This is a genomic window from Aquamicrobium terrae, assembly GCF_052978165.1.
Window position 1 is genome coordinate 854,565 of the sequence record NZ_JBRKLZ010000002.1, and the last position, 18,940, is coordinate 873,504.

At 63.6% G+C, this 18,940-nt stretch carries 15 protein-coding genes and 1 pseudogene; 3 read left to right on the top strand and 13 right to left on the bottom strand.

Annotation, left to right across the window (positions count from 1 at the left end):
* The first annotated feature begins 1 nt into the window (after position 1).
* Together ACVCNR_RS21225 and ACVCNR_RS21230 are read left to right on the top strand one after the other, a co-directional pair.
* Entirely contained in the window at positions 2-1,435 is a 1,434-nt protein-coding gene (locus ACVCNR_RS21225) for an aminobutyraldehyde dehydrogenase (protein ID WP_447076378.1), read from the top strand.
* 52 nt (positions 1,436-1,487) lie between these two features.
* Complete coding sequence (locus ACVCNR_RS21230; protein ID WP_447076379.1) at positions 1,488-2,417, top strand: LysR family transcriptional regulator; 930 nt, start codon at positions 1,488-1,490, stop codon at positions 2,415-2,417.
* A gap of 52 nt (positions 2,418-2,469) precedes the next feature.
* Here the strand turns inward: ACVCNR_RS21230 and ACVCNR_RS21235 are convergent, their stop codons facing one another.
* Genes ACVCNR_RS21235 through ACVCNR_RS21245 form a run of 3 tightly spaced genes read right to left on the bottom strand, consistent with a single transcriptional unit; the run spans position 2,470 to position 7,455 of the window.
* Positions 2,470-5,616, bottom strand: coding sequence for an efflux RND transporter permease subunit (locus ACVCNR_RS21235; protein ID WP_447076380.1), 3,147 nt, complete (start codon positions 5,614-5,616; stop codon positions 2,470-2,472).
* A 34-nt stretch (positions 5,617-5,650) separates the two neighbouring features.
* Positions 5,651-6,808 carry an efflux RND transporter periplasmic adaptor subunit gene (locus tag ACVCNR_RS21240; RefSeq protein WP_447076381.1) on the bottom strand — a complete coding sequence of 386 codons (1,158 nt, stop codon included), beginning with the start codon at positions 6,806-6,808 and terminating at the stop codon, positions 5,651-5,653.
* A 50-nt stretch (positions 6,809-6,858) separates the two neighbouring features.
* A complete protein-coding gene (locus ACVCNR_RS21245) occupies positions 6,859-7,455 on the bottom strand; it encodes a TetR/AcrR family transcriptional regulator (protein WP_447076681.1) in 597 nt (198 codons plus the stop codon).
* Positions 7,456-7,578: 123 nt separating this feature from the next.
* Here ACVCNR_RS21245 and ACVCNR_RS21250 point away from each other — a divergent pair.
* Positions 7,579-7,799, top strand: a pseudogene (locus tag ACVCNR_RS21250) (alpha/beta fold hydrolase); the annotation flags it as partial.
* A 27-nt stretch (positions 7,800-7,826) separates the two neighbouring features.
* Here the strand turns inward: ACVCNR_RS21250 and ACVCNR_RS21255 are convergent.
* The 10 genes from ACVCNR_RS21255 to ACVCNR_RS21300 form a co-directional block, all read right to left on the bottom strand.
* Complete coding sequence (locus tag ACVCNR_RS21255; RefSeq protein WP_447076382.1) at positions 7,827-8,576, bottom strand: siderophore-interacting protein; 750 nt, start codon at positions 8,574-8,576, stop codon at positions 7,827-7,829.
* 21 nt (positions 8,577-8,597) lie between these two features.
* Positions 8,598-9,260, bottom strand: a complete 663-nt coding sequence (locus ACVCNR_RS21260; protein WP_447076383.1) for an O-methyltransferase — start codon at positions 9,258-9,260, stop codon at positions 8,598-8,600.
* A 16-nt stretch (positions 9,261-9,276) separates the two neighbouring features.
* On the bottom strand, positions 9,277-10,029 hold the full coding sequence (locus ACVCNR_RS21265; protein WP_447076384.1) for a heme ABC transporter ATP-binding protein: 753 nt from the start codon (positions 10,027-10,029) through the stop codon (positions 9,277-9,279).
* On the bottom strand, positions 10,026-11,027 hold the full coding sequence (locus ACVCNR_RS21270; protein WP_447076682.1) for a FecCD family ABC transporter permease: 1,002 nt from the start codon (positions 11,025-11,027) through the stop codon (positions 10,026-10,028). The genes ACVCNR_RS21265 and ACVCNR_RS21270 overlap by 4 nt, the downstream gene beginning before the upstream one ends.
* A gap of 62 nt (positions 11,028-11,089) precedes the next feature.
* Positions 11,090-12,010, bottom strand: coding sequence for an ABC transporter substrate-binding protein (locus tag ACVCNR_RS21275; RefSeq protein ID WP_447076385.1), 921 nt, complete (start codon positions 12,008-12,010; stop codon positions 11,090-11,092).
* A gap of 27 nt (positions 12,011-12,037) precedes the next feature.
* On the bottom strand, positions 12,038-14,596 hold the full coding sequence (locus ACVCNR_RS21280; RefSeq protein ID WP_447076386.1) for a TonB-dependent siderophore receptor: 2,559 nt from the start codon (positions 14,594-14,596) through the stop codon (positions 12,038-12,040).
* A gap of 118 nt (positions 14,597-14,714) precedes the next feature.
* Positions 14,715-15,749 (bottom strand): FecR family protein, encoded by a 1,035-nt coding sequence (locus ACVCNR_RS21285; protein WP_447076387.1) that lies wholly within the window; start codon positions 15,747-15,749, stop codon positions 14,715-14,717.
* 96 nt (positions 15,750-15,845) lie between these two features.
* Positions 15,846-16,352 carry an RNA polymerase sigma factor gene (locus ACVCNR_RS21290; RefSeq protein WP_447076388.1) on the bottom strand — a complete coding sequence of 169 codons (507 nt, stop codon included), beginning with the start codon at positions 16,350-16,352 and terminating at the stop codon, positions 15,846-15,848.
* An 825-nt stretch (positions 16,353-17,177) separates the two neighbouring features.
* Positions 17,178-17,932 (bottom strand): IS5 family transposase gene (locus ACVCNR_RS21295; RefSeq protein WP_447073368.1). Its coding sequence is split into 2 segments (ribosomal slippage): positions 17,178-17,597 and positions 17,600-17,932, totalling 753 coding nucleotides; the frame shifts between segments, so codons are not numbered across the junction.
* Positions 17,933-18,177: 245 nt separating this feature from the next.
* On the bottom strand, positions 18,178-18,921 hold the full coding sequence (locus ACVCNR_RS21300) for a sulfite exporter TauE/SafE family protein (protein WP_447076389.1): 744 nt from the start codon (positions 18,919-18,921) through the stop codon (positions 18,178-18,180).
* Positions 18,922-18,940 lie beyond the last annotated feature (19 nt).

Here is an 18,940-nt window from a genome sequence, read left to right on the forward strand (position 1 = left end):
CATGAGCGGGTTTGAAACGCGTCTTTTCATCAATGGCAAGTTCGTCGAAGGCCAGGGTAAAGCCGAGCAGGCTTTCGAGCCAGCGACCGGCAAACCGCTGGCCTCGGTCAAGTCGGCCACCCCGGCACAGATCGACGAGGCCGTGCGCGTGGCGGCTTTGGCTTACAAAGGTTGGTCGCGCACCACACCCAGGGAACGCAGCCACGCCCTCCTTGCGATTGCCGACGCCATCGAGGCCAGGGCCGACATGCTGGCGCCGATCGAATCGCGCAATGCCGGCAAGCCGCTGCGCTTTGTCCATGCCGGGGAACTGGCCAATGTCGCCGATGTCTTCCGCTTCTACGCGACCGCCGTGCGCAACATGCCAGCGACCGCTGCCGGCAATTACCGCGACGCCCGGCGCACCAGCGTCATGCGCCGCGATCCGATCGGCGTCATTGCCCAGATCGCTCCGTGGAACTACCCCCTGCTGATGGCCGCCTGGAAGATCGCGCCTGCCATCGCGGCCGGCAATACCGTCGTCATCAAGCCTTCCGAACACACCCCGCTCAGCCTTCTGGCGCTGGCCGGGATCTTCGCCGAACTGCTTCCCGCCGGCGTCGTCAACGTCGTGTGCGGCAACGGCCCCGACATCGGCAATGCGCTGATCTCGCATGACCTTGTCCGCATGATCTCGCTGACCGGGGATGTCGGCACCGGTCGTGCCGTGCTGCGCGCCGCGGCCGGCAGCATGATCAAGCGCACCCATCTCGAACTCGGCGGCAAGGCGCCGGTCATCGTCGCTCCCGACGCCGACCTCGACAGCCTCGTCGGGACGCTGCGCGAGGCAAGCTTCTACAATGCCGGCCAGGACTGCACCGCCGCCTGCCGCGTCTTCGCTCACCGTGACATCGCCGACGAACTCACCGAGCGCCTGGCCGCAATGATCGGCACGCTGGTCTACGGCGCACCCGAACGCGACGATGTCGAATTCGGTCCGCTGATCACCGCCCGCCAGCGCGATCGCGTTGCCGGGTTCGTCTCCCGCGCCCATGACGATGATTGCGACATCATCGTCGGCGGCACGGTGCCCGACCAGCCGGGCTACTTCTACACGCCGACACTGGTCGCAGCGCCGTTCGAGGCCGAGATCGTGCAGAAGGAAGTGTTCGGACCCGTGCTGACCATAACGCCGGTGGACTCGGTGGAGACCGCGCTCGACTGGGCCAATGCTTCCGAATACGGGCTGGCCTCGTCGGTGTGGTCACGCGATTCGGCGGTGGCGGCCTCGCTGGCCGATCGGCTCGAATATGGTGTGACCTGGGTCAACACCCATGGTTCCTTTGCCACCGAGATGCCGCATGGCGGCATGAAGAACTCGGGCTACGGCTCCGATCTGTCGATGCAGTCGCTGCTCGAATACACGCAGGTCCGCCACGTCATGACCCAAGCCTGAACTGTCAGGCCACGACATGGTGCCGGCAGGCTTTTCTGGTAGAAGGTACGCCATGCGTATCCTGGACCTGAACACCTTCCTTGTGCTGGCACGAAACCGCCACTTCGGGCGCGCCGCCCAGGAGATGAACACGACCCAGCCGGCCATCTCGACCAGGCTGGCTGCGCTCGAAGCCGAGTTCGGCTGCCGGCTGGTGCATCGCGGCGACCGCGAATTCCGGCTGACACCTGAAGGCGAGCGCGTCCTGGAAGTGTTCCAGAAAGTCATTGACGACCTGGAAGGCTTGCGCAGCGAGCTCAAGCAGGGCTACTCCGCCACGACGACCATCCGCATCGGCGTGATCGACTCGGTCGCCTCCACCTGGATGCCGCATCTGGTGGAATCGCTGCACAAGGAAGCCCCAAATCTCAGGATCGAACTGACAGTCGAGTCCACCACCGCACTGGTGGAGCACATGGAAAAAGGCAAGTTCGACCTCATCTTTTGTCTCGACCCGGCGATCGGTGATGGATTCCGCAGCTTCGTCGCCTGCGTCTGGCAGATGACCTGGGCGGGCTCGCCCAAGCTGGTCCAGCCGGACAGGGCCTACAACGTGGACGAATTGGCAAAGATGCCGATCGTGACGTTTCCCAAGGACACGCCGCCCTACCGCCAGATCGCCCCCTACTTTCAGGATGAGCGGGTGCTCGCCTCGAAGATGACCAGCTCGAATTCGCTGTTCGCCATCATCAACCTGCTGATCGACGGCTTCGGAGTCGCGGCTATTCCCACCGTGACGATCGAGCGCGAGCTGAAATCGGGCCTGCTGCACCAGATGGATGTGGCCAAGTGGTTCCCGCCCATGCCGATCATCGCCACCTACCAGTCGTCAACCCACCAGAAAGTTATCCAGTTCGTTGCCGACAAGGTGCGCGAGGTCGCCGGCGACTTTGCCAGATCGCGCCCCGGACAGGCGTGGACGACGGAGACCATGCCAGGCTAGCAACTGGCCCATGCCGCGCAGGTGCTGCTGAGCCTTATGCCGGCCTTCTCTTTCATTCCGCGGCGAATGCCTCGGGACGATCGATTGCACCGGCGTCGGATCGGACCTGTTCGTGCTCCGGGGTACTCGCCTTCGTCTTGGGTTCGCGGCCGAAGAACAGCGCATAGCCTGCGGGCAGCACCAGCACGGTAAGAACCGTCGCCACCAGGATGCCGCCCATCATCGCATAGGCGAGAGGCCCCCAGAACACGCCGCGCGAGATTGGGATCAGCGCCAGGACCGCCGTCAGCGCCGTCAGCATGATCGGCCGGAAGCGGCTTACGGCTGCGCCGACGATCGCCTCTGTTCGTGCCATGCCGGCAGCGATGTTCTGGTCGATCTGATCGACGAGGATGATCGAGTTGCGTATGATGATGCCGAGCAGGGCGATGACGCCGAGGATGGCGACGAAGCCAAACGGTGCGCCGCTGATCAGGAGCGCCAATGCCGCGCCGATGATGCCGAGCGGTCCGGTGGCCAGCACCAGCATGGATTTGCCGAAGTGCTGCAACTGAACCATCAGGAGCATTACGATGATGGCCAGCATGATCGGCGCCTTGGCGGCGATGGATGCCTGGCTTTCGGCCGAATCCTCGGCGCCACCCTGCACTTCGACCTTGTAGCCCGCCGGCAGTTCGGCGCGCAGGTCCGCCATTTCGTTGTAGAGGCGCATGACGACGTCGTTCGACTGCACGCCGTCCGGCAGCGTCGCGCGCACTGAAATGGTGGGCAGCCGGTTGCGCCGCCATTCGATCCCCTGCTCCAGCACGGGCTCGACCTTGGCGATCTGCGAGACGGGCACGAAGCCGCCGAAGTCGGTCGGCACATAGACGGAATTGACGGCCGACAGCAGAGAGCGGTTTCCGTCCGGCTCGCGGGCCATGATCGACACGGTTTCTTCGCCATCGCGGAAACTGTCGAGCGGTGCGCCCGACATCGCGGCCTGCAGCATCTGGCGTACGCGCTGCGAGGTCACGCCAAGCGCACGCGCCCGGTCCTGGTCGATCACCAGCTTCATTGCAGGCACCGGCTCCAGCCAGTCGTCATGCACGGCCGAAAGCAGCGGATCGGCAGCAAAGCGCGCCTTGACCTCATCGGCGATGCGGCGAACCTCCTGCCGATCCGGCCCCATCACCCGCATCTGCACCGGCCAGCCGGTCGGCGGGCCGAGGAACAGGCGGTCGACCTTGGCGCGGATCGCCGGAAAATCCTCGGCGAGGATAGAGCGCAGCTTGACGATAAGCCGTTCGCGCGCCGGCTCGTCCCTGGCCATGACCAGAAGCTGCGCGAAATTCGGGTTGGCAAGCTGCTGGTCGAGCGGCAGGAAGAAGCGTGGCGCGCCTTCGCCGATATAGGTGGCGATGAACCGCTTGTCGGGATCGTCCATCATCCTGGCCTCGAGCGCCTTCGCCTGCTTCTCGACCTCCCTGATCGAGGTGCCTTCGGGCAGCCACAGGTCAACGAGGATTTCCGGGCGCTCCGACTGCGGGAAGAAGTTTTGCGGAATGAACTGGAACGACCACAGGCTGGCGACAAACGTCGCCAGGGTCAGCGCCAGCACCAGGATGCGATGGCGCACCGCCCAGCCGATGGTGGCGCCGAGACGGCGATAGAAGCCTGTGTCGAACACGTCACGATGCCCGCCGGCGTGCTGGCGCTGCCTGAGCAGCATGTGGCCGAGCCAGGGTGTGAAATAGACCGCCACGAACCACGACACCACCAGCGCGATGCCGACCACGTAAAACAGCGTGCGCACATATTCGCCGGCGGCCGAAGCGGCGAAGCCGACCGGGATGAAGCCGGCCGTGGTGATCAACGTGCCGGTCAGCATCGGAAAGGCGGTGGATCTGTAGGCGAAGGTGGCGGCGTCAAGCTTGTCCAGCCCCTCCTCCAGCTTGCGCTCCATCAGTTCCACGACGATCATGGCATCGTCCACCAGCAGGCCGAGCGCAATGATGAGCGCGCCGAGCGAGATGCGCTGCAGATCGATGCCGAGTTCGTACATGATGGCGAAGGTGGTGGCCAGCACCAGCGGTATGGCGATGGCGATCACAAGCCCGGACCGCCAGCCGATCGACAGGAACGAGACGGCAAGCACGATCACCAGCGCTTCGCCCAGCACGCGCATGAACTCGCCGATGGCATCCGTAACCACATGCGGCTGGTTGGCGATCTGGTCGACAGCGACGCCATAAGGTAGCGAACCCTCGAAGCGCTTGTAGGTTTCGTCCACCGCGGCACCCACGTCGGTGACGTTGAAACCTTTCGCCATCACCACGCCGACCTGCACGCTGTCGTGACCGTTGAAGCGATATTTACGCTGTTCCGGGTCCTGGAGGCCTGAAGTCACCGTGGCGATATCGCCGAGCCGAATGACCTGGCCGCCGCTGCGCAGGCGCAACTCGCGTATGTCCTCGGCCCGCTTCACGTCGCCCTCGACGGAAATGCGCACAGAGCGCGAGCCTGTGTCCACCGTGCCGGCCGGATCGACCGTGTTCTGGCCCTTGATGGCGTTTTGCAGATCGACCAGGGTCAGCCCGCGCTCGGCCAGGGCCTTGGACGAGACGTCGATATAGATGACCTGCGGCTGGTCACCGATGATGACGGCTTTCTCGACACCCGGCGTCGTCAGCAGCATGTCGCGCGCCTGGACGGCGAATTGCTTGAGTTCCGGATAGCTGTAGCCGTCGCCGCTGATCGAATGCAGGGTAATGAAGGTATCGCCGAACTCGTCGTTGAAATAGGGGCCGAGCAGGCCGGACGGCAGTTCGCTGCGGATGTCACCCACCTTCTTGCGCACCTGATAGAAGGCATCTTCCACCTGCGCGGCGTTGGTATCGCCCTTGACCTGCACCATGATGACGGCGCTGCCGGCGCGCGAATAGGATCTCACGAAGTCGAGATGCGGCGTTTCCTGCAGCTTGCGCTCGATCTTGTTGACGACCTGGTCTTCCATATCCTGCAGGGAGGCACCGGGCCACACCGCCTGCACGACCATGACGCGGAAGGTGAATTCCGGATCCTCGCGCTGGCCCATGCGCAGCAGGCCGAGCGCGCCCGCGACGATGATCAGCCCGACGAGGAAGCGCGCGATGCTCGGGTGACCGATCGCCCAGCGGGACAGGTTGAACGGCTTTTTGTCGTCGGTGGAGGTCGTCATGACCGCCTCTTCTGGTTGTTCGGCCGGGGTCGTTTCAGCGAAGGGCGCTGGTCGCCTGTGTGGAGACAGGTTCTTCCGCCTGCGAAACAGCGAGGCCCGGCAGCTTTACCTTTAGGTTTTCCGTCATGAACTGCGTACCGGCGGCGACCACCAGATCGCCCGGCTGCAGGCCCTGCGCGACACGCACGCCGTCGGGCGCGAAATCGGTGACCGTTACAACGCGCGGATGCACGGTCGAGGTGGCGCGGTCCGCCACCCAGACGATGGTGTTGCCGTCCTTCTTGGCCAGCGCCTCGAGCGGGACCGTAGCCAGCAACTGGCTGGTGGGCACGGTTGCCGCCACAGTCGCCGTCATGCCTAGCAGCACGCGCGGATCGTCGGTCAGGCTGATGCGTACGGAGAATGTGCGCGACTGCGGGTCGGCGCTGCCGGCAACCTCCCGCACCTTGCCGGGAAGCCGCAACCGGTCGTCGGTCCAGAAGCCGACATTGACGGTCTGGCCCGGCCTGAAGTGGGAAATCTCGGTTTCCGGAACGGCGATCTGGATTTCCTTCTCGCCGTCGACAGCAACGGTCACCACCGGCGTGCCGACGCCGACGACCTGACCGGTATCGGCGCCGATCATCGTGACAATGCCTTTCCTGTCCGCCTTCAGATCGGTGTAGGCAACCTGGTTTTTCGCTTGCTGGAGCGAGGACGAGGCCGCATCACGCGCGGCGAGCGCCTGCTGGTAACCGAGCTGGGCCTCGTCAAGCTGCGCCTGCGATGCGAATTTCTTGCCGAAAAGTTCCTCTGCGCGCTTCTGCATCAGGCGAACGGTCTCGACCTGCTTCTCGGCCGCCGAAAGGTTGGCCTCGGCGGTCTTGACGGCAAGCGCATAATCGGTCGGATCGATGCGGGCCAGAGTATCCCCGGATTGCACGCGGTCGCCGATGTCGACGAGCCGCTCGACGATCTTGCCTGCAACGCGAAAACCCTGGTTCATTTCCGTGCGCGCCTTGACCGTGCCGGAATACTGAAACTCGCGCGTCGTGTCTGCCCTTGCGATCTCGACCACCTTGACCGGCCGGACGGTGGCGACGGGCTCCGTCTTGGCCTCGCTGCAGGCGGAAACCGACACCGCAAGGAGGCCGAGCAGGCCCAGCGTGGCGAGAGGACGGGAAACGCTTCTGACATCCCTGAACGAAAACATCGTTCATGCTCCTGTAAGAGTTCGGACAGTCTGCGAACGCGCAAACGCGCTTATTTCAATGCCTGGATTGCGAAATCGACCAGCTGTTCGGCCGTTGCCCGGTTTTCCTTCATCAGGCATTGCGCCACCTGCTGGGGGTGGCACAGGGTGACCAATGCGGCCCCGAAGCAGCGTGCGGCGAGGGCCGCATCCTGCTTGGCGAATTCGCCGGTCTTGATGCCTTCCTCTATGAGGTCGGCATAGATGAGGTGAAGCTGGTCGATATATTTGTCGATCACGTGCCAGTCCCGCTCGATGGCGACGATCACCATCTCGTGCACCTTCTGCTCGTCCAGCATCGTCTCCACCGTCAGCTTGTTCTGCGCCAAAACACAGCGGCGCAGACGCTCGGCCGCGCCAAGCGGCTGAGCGGCGATGGACCGGTTGAGCTCAAGGCTGGCCGTCAGCATGCGACCGCAGATTGCCTGGTGAATCTGCTCCTTGGAGGCGAAGAAGCGATAGACATTGGCCGGCGACATGCCGAGTTCGCGTGCGATATCGGCAACCGTGGTCTTGTTGTAGCCATAGTGGCGAAACAGCCGCTCGGCTGTCTCCAGAATGCGCTCGATGTTTTCCTGCCGTGCGGAATCCTGTGCGGCTTCTGCCATGTCCATCGTGATCGATCTGCTTTTATGATTACTGACGATTTTCAATTTTCGTCATACGTAATCCGAAATTCATTTTTGGTCAAGGCGAACGGGAGATTTGTGCCGGGCGCAATGACCCGGCCCGACACGCGCCGGTGGCGGCATGTCCTCAACGATGCTGAGCTTACCTTTGCGCACTGCTTCTTCGCCTTCGACATGCCATGGCACGGCAAGTCGCTGCCGCCGCAAGGCTTCGAGACAGAAGAATATCTGCTCACCACCGAGGCCTCTATCGAAACACCATGCTGGCGGTGGCCGATGCGCTGTCGCCGGACAGGCCCGTTCTTGCCGGTTGCTCGGTGGGCTGACGCTGGAGCGAGCAGGCGATCTGGTCAGTCGTCGACGTGATCGTGGCCGCCGATGCGGCCGGGACGCCAGTAGCCTTCCGACGAGATCTGCACCTTGTCCATGCCGCGCTCGATCAGGTGGCGGCGCTGGGCGCGCACATTGCTGGTCTCGCCGATGACATAGGCATGGCCATGACCTTGCGGCAGCTCGAAACCGGCCAGCCGGTCGAGCAGCAGCGTGTTCGGTCCGGGTTTTGTCCCGTCGCGATGAACCCATGTCACGGATGCGGCGAAGACCTCCGGCACTTTCTGGTGATCGTCGGACCCACCGACTTCGAGAAAAGCATGAACCCTTGCATTTTCCGGCAGGGTTTCCAGCATGTGGAGGATCGCCGGCAGGCAGGTCTCGTCGCCGCAGAACAGGTGCCAGTCGGCGGCTTCGTGGATCACGGTGCGCCCGCGCGGGCCCCGAACCTGAAGGACATCGCCCGCTGCCGCATGGCGCGCCCAACTCGGCGAAGGTGTATCGCCATGCAGCACGAAGTCCATCGCAAGCTGCCGTCTTGCCTTGTCGAAGCTGCGAATGGTGTAGTCACGCCGCCCGGTACCGCCTTCCGGCTGCGGCATGGCCAGCACCAGCGCCTGACCGGGCCGGTAGCTCATCGCATCCAGCTTGTCGCCGGTGAGCACCACGCGGCGCATGCGCGGCGTGACGTCGAAGGCTTCGACCACTTCCAGCGTCCATTCGGGCAAGGGAGGCCGTTTGCGTGCGGTCGGTTCTGTCTGTTGATCCATGATATCTGCCTTGTGCAAGTTTCAGGAAAGCACGACGGACTGGCTGGCCAGCCCCTTGTGGAAGCCGAGCAGCGTGGTGAGGTAGCGCGGGCTCGAATCGCCGACATAGGCGAAGAAGCCTTCGTCCTGCGGCAGATGGTCGGCGTTGTCGGCAATGACCAGCGCACCGGGACGGAGCCTGTCCTCCAGCATCTTCAGGATTTCGATGTAGAGGTCCTTCGCCCCGTCGAGGAACAGCAGGTCGATCGGCCCCTCCACATCGGCGAGGGTGCGGAGCGCATCGCCGGGGCGGACTTCGGCAAGTGCGGCAAGCCCGGCGTCGGCGAGATTGGCGCGCGCCTTCTCCACCTTGTTCTGATGGAACTCGGAGCCGGTCACCTTGCCGCCGGTGTCGGCGGCGGCTGCGGCGAGATAAAGCGTGGAAATGCCGAAGGAGGTGCCGAACTCGACGATGTTGCGGGCATTGATGGCGCGTGCCGAGGCATAGAGGAAGCGGCCCATGCGCGGCCCGATCGACAGATAGTTTGTCTTGTGCCGTTCGGAAGTGCGGAAATCCAGTGTGTGCACAGGTGGGCTGTTTTCGTCGCGCGGCTCCGCAATCTGCGCCTCGCGCATGGAGCGGGCGGCGGCATGCTCGCGCTTGAGGGTGGCGACAACATCGGCCCGGTGCAGGGTGCAGGTCATGGGAGGCTCCTTGGTTTCAGGTGGTGAGCACGACCGGGCAGCCGCGCACCGGATGCTCCAGTATGCGCACGTCCTGCCGGTAGACGTCTTCGATCAGGTCCTGCCGCAACACTTCCCACGGCGCGCCGTCGGCGGCGACGCGGCCTTGCGACAGAAGCACGATCTTGTCGGCATGGGCGGCGGCGAGATTGAGGTCGTGGAGGACAGCGACGACGGTGGTGCCGTTCGCGGCCATGTCGCGTGCCATGGCAAGCACGCGCTCCTGATGACGCAGGTCGAGCGCGGCGGTCGGCTCGTCCAGCAGAACGACCGGCGTTGCCTGTGCCGCGACGCGCGCGAAGGTGGTGCGCGCCTGTTCGCCGCCGGACAGCGTCTGGGCGTTGCGGAACGCCATGTGCTCGATCTCGGAAGCGCTCATGGCATCGAACACCGCGCGCTCGTCCTCGTCGGGCGGCAAGTCGCGAAAGGCGCGGCCCATACCGACGACCTCCTCGACCGTATAGCCGAAGCGGATCACCGAACCCTGCGGGAAGACGGAACGGATCTGCGCCAGCTCGCGCACCGAGTGAGCCGACACAGCCTTGCCGGCCAGTTCGACCGTGCCCTTGTCCGGCTTGCGGTCGCCGGCAATGACGGAAAGCAGGGTGGACTTGCCGGCACCGTTGGGGCCGACCAGCGCCGTCAGCGTGCCGGCACCGCAGCGGGCCGACACGTCTTCCAGCAGGTTGCGCGTGCCGACGGTGACCGTGACGTTGCGAATGTCGATCATGTCGGCGCGATCCCGAACCTGCGGCTGCGGTAGATCATCCACAGGAAGAACGGGCCGCCGAGCGAGCCCATGATCACGCCGATGGGCACTTCGGAGGGCGGATCGAGCGTGCGTGCGGCAAGATCGGCCAGCATCACCAGAAGCGCGCCGCCGGCGGCGGAAAAGGGAATGAGCAGCCGGTGCGCCGGGCCGATCATCAGCCGGAAGAGATGCGGCACCACGAGGCCGACGAAGCCGATGGTGCCGTTGAACGAGACGGCCGCCGCCACAAGCAGGGCGGTGACGAAGATGAGCTTGCGGCGCAGCACCGTCACATCGACACCGAGATGGCGCGCCTGCCGCTCGCCCAGCGCCAGAAGATCCAGCGGGCGGGCCCAGCGATAAAGCAGCGCTATGCCGACGATCGTGGGTGGGGCGGATATGGCGACGGTGACCCACTTGGCGCTCGACAGCGAGCCCATCGACCAGAAGGTGAGGCTCTGCAACTGGTCGGCGGTGGCGAGATAGGTGAGATAGCCGGCGAAGGCACCGCCGATGGCGTTGACGGCGATACCGACCAGCAGCAGCTTGGAATTGTCGCTGCCTTCCTGCCCGGGCCGCGCCAGCGCGTAGATGACGAAGGTGGTGCCGGTACCGGCGAGGAACGCGCCCACCGGCAGCGTCCACATGCCGAAGGTCGAGATCTGCAACACCACGACCATGATGGCGCCGAGCGAGGCGCCGCTGGAGACGCCGACGATGCCCGGATCGGCCAGCGGGTTGCCGAACAGGCCCTGCATGGCCGCGCCGCAGGTGGCGAGGCTGGCCCCGACGATGACGGCGGTGAGCACCCGCGCCAGCCGCAGGTCCCACACCACGGCCTGGTTGAGGGCGGCGGTCTGGTCGAGCGGAGCCGAACCGAAGCGCGAGACCACGGCGTCGAACACGTCGCCCGGCGACAGCGACACGGCCCCGATGGCGATCGAGGCGAAGAAAGCGAGGAAGAGGCAAACGCCCATGCCGAGCGCGATCAGCGGCGTGCGGTCGGCCGGTCGCGCCAGCCTGCCAGCCTGTGTCGTGCTCACGGGAACATCTCGTGCAGGGCGCGCGACAACGCACGCGTGGCGATGCCGGAGGAAGTGGCGTCCGCCCGCACATGCAATTCGCGCATGACGATGACGTTGCGGTTGCGGCCGGCCGGCGTCAGGGCGATGCCGGGATAGGCGTCCCAGATGCCGTCGAGATCGCCGAAGGCCGGCAGTTCCTTTTCGGAGATGAGGATGACGTCCGGGGCCATCAGGATCATGCCTTCCGGCGTGACGGGCCTGTAGCGGTCGCGGCCGACCTCGGCGGCGGCATTGAGCGCGCCGACCCGCAGGATGAGATTGTGCACGGCCGTCTCCGCGCCGCCGGCCGTGAAGCTGGTGCCGGCCCCCATCTTGGAGGCATGGACGATGCGCAGCGGCCGTCCGTCGACCGTCACCGGTTCGATAGCCTTGTAGTCGGCTTCCATGGCAACGATCAGCTTCTCGCCACGCTCCTCCAACCCCAGCAGAGCGGCGAGCCGCGATACTTTCTCCGTGGCGGGCAGCGTGCGGTCGATCAGGTCGGTGCGTATGCCGAGACCTGCCAGTCCGTCGAGCAGGCGCTGGTTGATCACCGTCGAGCCGACGACCAGTTGCGGGCGCATGGCCAGAACGCCTTCCACGCCCGCCCATTCGCGCACCTTGTGCGGCGTGTCGTCGATGCCGGGCAGTTCGATATCGGCCGGGCGTGCGAGGACGCGGTCCGCCGCGCCGAGCGCCACGGCGATCTCGACCAGATCGGCACCCAGCAGCACCACGTCCCGCCCGGCCGGTGCCGTGCCAACGGGTTCCGACGGCTGGTAAAGCTGCGGATAGGGCGTTTCGCCGGACAGATCGACGGCCGCGGCGAAGGCGTGCGCGAATGCAGTGGAAAACACCACAGCCGCACAGGCGATGGAAAGCGTGTGCGGACGCATGCGGTTCGGTTCCTTTCCGATCATGGCTCAGAAGGTCGTGCTGAGCGAGAGCGAGAACTTGCGCCCATCGCCATAGGTTATGCTGTCCGCAGTCGAGCGCCGGTCGTAATAGACCTTGTCGAACAGATTATCGATCCGGAAGCCGCCCTTGAAGCGCGTTCCATTTGCGAACTCACGCTCGTAGAACAGGCCGGCATCGACAATGGCGTAGCCGGGCATCCTGTTGCCCGAGGAGTCGTCGAAGTCGCTGTAGGCCGTTACACCGGCACCCAGGCTCCACTCGCCGGCATCCTGGATATCACCATACACCCTGAAACGGTTCCACAATGACAGGCTGTGATCGGAGACATAGGCGAAACGCTCGCCCTGCCGGCTATCGGCCTTGACGATCTCGGTGTCCGTATAGGCATAGGCCAGCCGCGCATCCCACCACGACGTGACCGCGCCGGTCAGTTCGACTTCGACGCCGCGTGCCCGCTCAAGGCCGTTGCTGATCCGATAACCCAAATCGGCCATATCCGGATCGGGATGGGAACGCAGCACATTCTCCTTCTCAAGCTGGTAGAGCGCCACCGTAAGCAGGGCGTTGCCGTCGAAGAGCTCACTCTTGAAGCCGACCTCGTACTGCTCGCCCACTTGCGGTTTGTCCAGGATCGCATTGTCCGGATTGATATGGAGCTGCGGGTAGTACGACTGGCTGTAGCTCGCATAAAGCGTGGTCGTGTCGGTCAGATCGTGGGTGATGGCAAGGCGCGGCGTGACATGCGAGGCGTCGAGCGCGCTCTCCGTGACAGCGCCCGTATCTGTCCTGCGCGCATAGCTTTCCCGGTCCGCCGCCGTAAAGCCGACGCCGAGCAGCAGCTTCGTCCTGTCATTGGGCAGGGTGATCAGATCCTGAACGTAAAGATTGTGATCCGTAGAGGTCGAATCGGTCATGCCGTTGCGCTGCGTGCCGATCAGCCCGAAGAGCTGGTCGCGGAACGCGTAGGCGCCGGGGGTGTGGTTGGTCGGGTCGAGCGCCGTCGGCGCGATGGCCGCGCAGGTTCCGGTGCCACCCGTGCTGCATTGGGCGACGCCGCCATAGGAGGAGCCACGGGCATAGCCATAACCGGCCAGCCATTGGTGATTGAAGGAACCGGTGTCGAACTCGCCGCTGACATCGACACCGGCCGAAAGGGAATCATCATCCGAGATGCCCGCATGCACGGTGCGCCCCACGCTCGTCAGCGTGTTGGGCAGCGTAGGACCCCGCCCCCCGATGCGTGTGGTCAGGTGCTCCTGGTCGCTCGTCTGGTAGGCAAGATAGGTGCGTATGTTCAGCCAGTCGGTGGCGCGCCAGTTGTTTTCCAGGATCGCGGTATGCTGGCGGATGTCGACATAATCGTTGGTGTGGCCCCAGAAGAAATCGCGCGGTACGTCGAGAAACTGCCCGTTGACCCGGATGTTGTCGTTCCGCTGCGGCACCCCGGAGGTGTCGGTGATCTCGTAGGTGAAGTTGGTCTTGAAATCGGCGCTCGGCTCCCATTCAAGGGCCAGCATGCCGCCGATAGGCTGCTCATAGATTCGGTCGACCTCGCTCTCGTTGCGCACGAAGTCGCCGATCGCCCGATAGCGCAGCGTATTGGCTTCATCGATGGGTCCGGTGGCATCCAGGGTCAGGCCGTAGGAGCCAAAGCTGTCAAAACGTCCGGTGGCGCTGTATTGCGGTATCTCCAGCGGTTGCTTGTAGACGTAGTTGAAGACGCCACCCGGCTGCGAAGCGCCGTAGTAAATGCCTGCGGCACCCCTGAGAAGCTCGACACGTTCCAGCGCCGCGGTGGACCGGAAATTGGTGCCGTTGTTGTAAAGGCGCTGACCGTTGATGAGCACGGGGCCGTCGCCCGAGACGTCAAAACCGCGCACGAATATGCTGCGCGCGACGTTGGAGCCGGTATCGGAATTATTGCCCTGGCTGGTGACGCCGGCGAAGTTCTCGAAAACCTCGTAGATCGTCTCGTCGCCCTTCTCGGCGATGAGCTGGGCATTGGCCGTGTTGACGGTGGCGGGCGTCTGACGCGGAGCAAGATCGAGCTTCATCGCGGTAGGCGAAGACGAGGCAGGGCTGTAATCGCCAAAGGCACCGCTGCCTCCTCTGCCTTGCACGTCGATGGTTTCGAGCATCAGCGCGCCGTCTGTCGAGGCCGGTGCTGCGCCGGAGGCTTCCGACCGGCCGATGACGGCGGTGCGGTCGGCGGTGATGCGGAACGGGATTCCGGTTCCCTCAAGCATCCGGGCCAGCGCCTGCTGCGGCGTGAAGCTGCCGTTGACGGCCTGCGAGGTGACGCCCTGCGAGGTTGCGGCGGCAAGCGTCACCTGCAGGCCAGATTGGCGGCCAAAAGCGTTGAGCGCGCTGGCAAGGGGCTGGGCCGGGATGTTGAAGGCGCGCGCCGCCCCCGCCGATGTGGCCGTCTGCGCGGCGGCATGCTGCCCCTGCAACGCCAGGGCGCCGAGCCCGATCAGGGCAGTGGTCGCCAGAAGCCGCCCGGCGCCGGCGAACCGGTTGCGCGTGCCTGTGTTTCGTTTTCCACGATATGTGTGCGAGCCCATCCAGCCCAGTCTCCAGTGCCTGGCGCATGGTCTGGCCATGCGCTTCCGGAGGTAGAGACGATCGGCGCGCAAATTTTTTTCAGGTCGGGCCGGATTTTTTGACGGAAGGCAGAAAATTTCAGAAGCGCGACAGCACCCGCAGATAGGGCGAAAGCGCGTGCACATGCCCGCCGTAGGGCTGGACAAGGGCGCGCAGGGCCCTGTCCGGATCGCGCAGGTCGTAGAGGCCGGTGACGCGCTGGTCGGCCAAATCACCGTCGACCACCTTGATCCATGCCGGGTGATAGCGCTGCAATTGCTCGACCACGGCGCCGATGGAGGCATCACTGACGAACAACTGGCCGTTGCGCCAGGCAGCGATTTCGTCCTGCGCAATGGCGTTGCGGGAGATGTCACCGGTGCGTCGGTCGATCCGTACCATCTCGCCCGGAGCAAGGCGCGCCGCGCCCGTCCGGCCATCGCGTTCATAGCTGACGTCGACCGATCCCTCGGCAAGCTGCACCATGGCCGTGACGGCCGAAAGCTGCATGTCGAAGGCGGTGCCAAGCACCGATACCGTCACCTCGCCGGCTTCGACGGTGAAGGGACGGCCGGCATCATGCGCCACCTCGAAGAAGGCTTCGCCGCCCAGCAGGCTCACGTGCCGACCTGCGGTGCCGATATTCGCCGCGATGGCGCTGCCGGCGCCCAGCGTGACGGTCGAGCCATCCTCGAGGGTGACGACGCGACTTTCCGCCGTCCCCGTCATATGGTCGGCATCGAACCGCAGAAGGAAGGAAGGGGCGGCGAAGACGAGGAAAACGGCGCAGGCCGCAATGGCCGCCATCCCGGCGAAGCGCTGGTGCCAGTTTGGCCGCCCTCGCCGATGCGAGGTGGCGTGCCTCGGCCGGTCATAGGGGGTCGGCATCGCCGGGCTAGTGGCCTTCCTGCCATCCTTGCGCCATGACGTTTCATGGGCCGGTGCCACCTCACCGATCAACTGCCACGACCGGCGCATTTTTTCCCAGGCCCGCGCATGTTCGGGAGAGCGGGCGAGCCATGCCTCGAACCGTCCCGTCAGTGCAGGATCATGCGGCGATTCCTGAAGGTGCAGCAGCCACTCCGCCGCTTCTTCCAGCAAGGGGTCTGTCTCGTACTCGTCGCCCAAGGTCATTCCTGTCGCGGTGTGTCGTTGTACCTGTTCTTACCCGGTTCATAGCCAAAGACGACCAGCCCGCGATTTTTTTTCATGGGGACAGGCGACAAGGCGTCAGGAGCGGTCGAGTTGCGCGGCCACCCTGACCATGGCCGTACGGACATGGCGGTGGGCAGTGGCCACGGAAATGCCGAGATGGGCGGCGACTTCCTCCAGTGTGAAGTCGCCGAACCGGTACATCTCCACCGCCACCCGCATTTCTTGCGGGAGGGCGGAAAGCGCGTCCGATACGATGCGAATCTGGTCGCAGAAAAGCAGCGCCTGTTCCGGTGTCTGACCCTCGCGTGGCAGCGCCCAGAACGGGGTATCATTGCCGGTCTCACGCTGTTCGATCTTGCGGCGCTTGAGCACATCGAAAGCAAGGTTGCGCACGGTCCGGTAAAGATAGGCAAGGGTCTGTTCGGGCGCGCCGATGCGGGTGCGGGCCGGTGCAAATCGCAGATAAGCATCCTGCACGATGTCTTCCGCAGCCTCGCGCGAGCCGAGGATCGGCGTCGCATAATCGATCAACGCCGCACGGTGGGCGAGATAGAGGCAGTGCCGGGTCTCGACGTCCGTCATCGAACGCAGATCCTCACATCCGCCTCTGGCGACGACGGGCCGCTTGCCGGCCATTTTGATGTTCTCGTCGTCTCAACCAACACAGCGTACCAGCGTTGCGATCGCGCCAACATGACAACTAATATGAGTAGAAAATTCAACTTTTCCTAACAGAGCCCGCCCCTCTCTGCAATAGGCGCCAGTTCGTACTGGTGTCTGCCGAACATCACCACCGGCTTCGTGCCTCGGCGCAGCGGACACATAACATTGCGGGTGCGGCCGCAGCCGCAGACCTTGTAAAGACTGGCCTTGGACCCCGCCCCTGGCAGGCAGCAATTCCTATGGCAACACGACCATACCGGAAGGCGGTTTGATCGGGGCAACGCCTCGATCAGCGGAAACCGCAACGACGGCCGGCGGCGTCTATGGCGTGGGCTACACATCCTCCGCCACCATCGCGGTTCGATGAACATACGGGACGGGCTCTGGTTAGACCTGTCCGGTGGCGCAAATCAAACCGCTTGATGCCTCGCACTCCTACGCCATCGCCGCAATCGAAACCGCTTTTACCCTCGTGGCCGATCCGCCAAGCCATTGAAGAGTGCACCAAAACTTCAGCAGAGGCCCCGAAGTCCTTTTCGACGTTCTAGGCATCGTACCGCAGAGCTTGGCCGTCGTATAAAGACCGAGCCTTGTCTCACCGCCTGCTGCGATGACGCGCTAGAATGCAGAGTTGCACCAGACTGTTCGTGGCTGGGATAGCGTCGAATTTCGACGGTATGGAGCTCGTGACTTCATGGGCCTTCTTCGTTCAATGCTTATCGATCGTATTAGGGTCCGGACTCACTACAGCCACCATATGACGGCGGCGGCGAGGCTGATAGCGCCCATGAAGTTTTTGACGTTGCGGTCGAAACGGGTTGCGATGCGTCGCCAGTCTTTGAAGCGGCAGAACATGCGCTCGACAATGTTGCGCTGCTTGTAGACAGCGCGGTCATAGTCGTACTGGACCTTACGGTTCTTGCGGGGCGGAATGACGGGCTCGGTGCCACGCTCGACCAGCCATTCCCGTAGCGCCTGGCTATCATATCCTTTGTCAGCGACGAGTTCGGCGGACGGCGGCATCGCCTCGATACAAAGCTGTGCGACCTTGCAATCGTGCACGTTTGCGGGCGTCAGGAGCAGGACGCAGGGGCGGCCCTTCTCGTCACAGACGGCATGGAGCTTGGTGTTTCGTCCGCCTTTCGTGCGGCCGATACCATGGGCCAAGGCCCCCCTTTTCCGCCACCCGCACAGCGGTGGACCTTGATGCAGGAGCTATCGATAAACAACCGGTCCGGCGCATCTGCTGCTCCCGCCAGCGCGCTGAATATGCCCTCCCATATGCCGCGTTCGGACCAGCGAACGAACCGGTTATAAAGCGTCTTCTTCGGTCCATAGACATCGGCGCAGTCGGCCCAACGGCCGCCGCAGCGCAGAGCATGGACGATGCCACTCAGCACACGGCGATCATCTACGCGAGGCTTGCCGCGCACGTCGGTCGGAAGCAGCGGCTCGATCCGAGCCCACTGCGTATCGGAAAACCAAAAGAAATCACCCATATAACCGCCTCCTCGATGAGGCAGTAAATCACGATCTGGCTGGCAGGGGGAACCCCGTTATTGGGTCCGGACCCTAGTTTCTCTTGCTCGCCTGGTCCCACCGGAGAGTCCACCGCACAGGTGGGCGATGTATGGATATCCCGTTCATGCCAATTGTTTTTCGAGTGATTTGAACGATCGGGTGCGATCAACACCCAACAGAAATCGACGCCCGAGTTCAAAAATATAACTTTCGAGCTCCGAGCTCATATGATTTTTAAAAAGAAAATCAAACTCATAAGAATGCCGACGCCTATTACAGCGCCCCGGATGACCTTACGCGGTATTTTTCGTGCGAGTGGCGCACCTGCATATCCACCGATTGTTGCAGCCATCATCATCACAGCAGCTTGCGGCCAGGATACAAGTCCCGCAGCGGAAAATGTTGCCACAGAGATTGCAGAAAGTACGAACGAAAGGCCGTTCTTGAGGCCATTCATGGTGTTAAGGTCGCGCATTCCCCACAAAGAGAATAAGGCGAGCAGAACAATTCCAAGCCCGCCGTTGAAATAGCCGCCATAGATTGAAACGAGCAGCGTCCCAACAGGCCCCTCAGGTTTGCCCCAGCGGCGATGTCGCAGCCACGTTTGAATCCGCTCTCCGTAGGCAAAGATTAATGTGGCGGTGGCCAGCAGGAAAGGGACGATGAACGAGAATGCCTCGTTCGAGGATACAAGAAGCAATGATGAGCCGATCAGCCCGCCGATTGCGGCAATACCAACAATCTTCAGCAGCCGCTGGCCGTCATAGGCAGCTATTTCGCTCCTGAAGCCAACCGCACCACCAAGATAGCCTGGAAACACCGCTATCGCGCTGGTTGCATTCGCGGCAACCACCGGCACGCCAGTGTAGACCAAGGCCGGAAAGGTAAGGAAGGTCCCGCCTCCGGCTACGGTATTAAGACCCCCGGCGATAAAAGCGGAAACTGCAAGGATTAGATAATCCAGCATACCTGCCCGACCTCATCAA

Coding starts and splice junctions, on each gene's coding strand:
- ACVCNR_RS21225 (WP_447076378.1), top strand. CDS start 2: ATGAGCGGGTTTGAAACGCGTCTTTTCATCAATGGCAAGTTCGTCGAA.
- ACVCNR_RS21230 (WP_447076379.1), top strand. CDS start 1,488: ATGCGTATCCTGGACCTGAACACCTTCCTTGTGCTGGCACGAAACCGC.
- ACVCNR_RS21235 (WP_447076380.1), bottom strand. CDS start 5,616: ATGACGACCTCCACCGACGACAAAAAGCCGTTCAACCTGTCCCGCTGG.
- ACVCNR_RS21240 (WP_447076381.1), bottom strand. CDS start 6,808: ATGTTTTCGTTCAGGGATGTCAGAAGCGTTTCCCGTCCTCTCGCCACG.
- ACVCNR_RS21245 (WP_447076681.1), bottom strand. CDS start 7,455: ATGGCAGAAGCCGCACAGGATTCCGCACGGCAGGAAAACATCGAGCGC.
- ACVCNR_RS21255 (WP_447076382.1), bottom strand. CDS start 8,576: ATGGATCAACAGACAGAACCGACCGCACGCAAACGGCCTCCCTTGCCC.
- ACVCNR_RS21260 (WP_447076383.1), bottom strand. CDS start 9,260: ATGACCTGCACCCTGCACCGGGCCGATGTTGTCGCCACCCTCAAGCGC.
- ACVCNR_RS21265 (WP_447076384.1), bottom strand. CDS start 10,029: ATGATCGACATTCGCAACGTCACGGTCACCGTCGGCACGCGCAACCTG.
- ACVCNR_RS21270 (WP_447076682.1), bottom strand. CDS start 11,027: ATGGGCGTTTGCCTCTTCCTCGCTTTCTTCGCCTCGATCGCCATCGGG.
- ACVCNR_RS21275 (WP_447076385.1), bottom strand. CDS start 12,010: ATGCGTCCGCACACGCTTTCCATCGCCTGTGCGGCTGTGGTGTTTTCC.
- ACVCNR_RS21280 (WP_447076386.1), bottom strand. CDS start 14,596: ATGGGCTCGCACACATATCGTGGAAAACGAAACACAGGCACGCGCAAC.
- ACVCNR_RS21285 (WP_447076387.1), bottom strand. CDS start 15,749: ATGACCTTGGGCGACGAGTACGAGACAGACCCCTTGCTGGAAGAAGCG.
- ACVCNR_RS21290 (WP_447076388.1), bottom strand. CDS start 16,352: ATGACGGACGTCGAGACCCGGCACTGCCTCTATCTCGCCCACCGTGCG.
- ACVCNR_RS21300 (WP_447076389.1), bottom strand. CDS start 18,921: ATGCTGGATTATCTAATCCTTGCAGTTTCCGCTTTTATCGCCGGGGGT.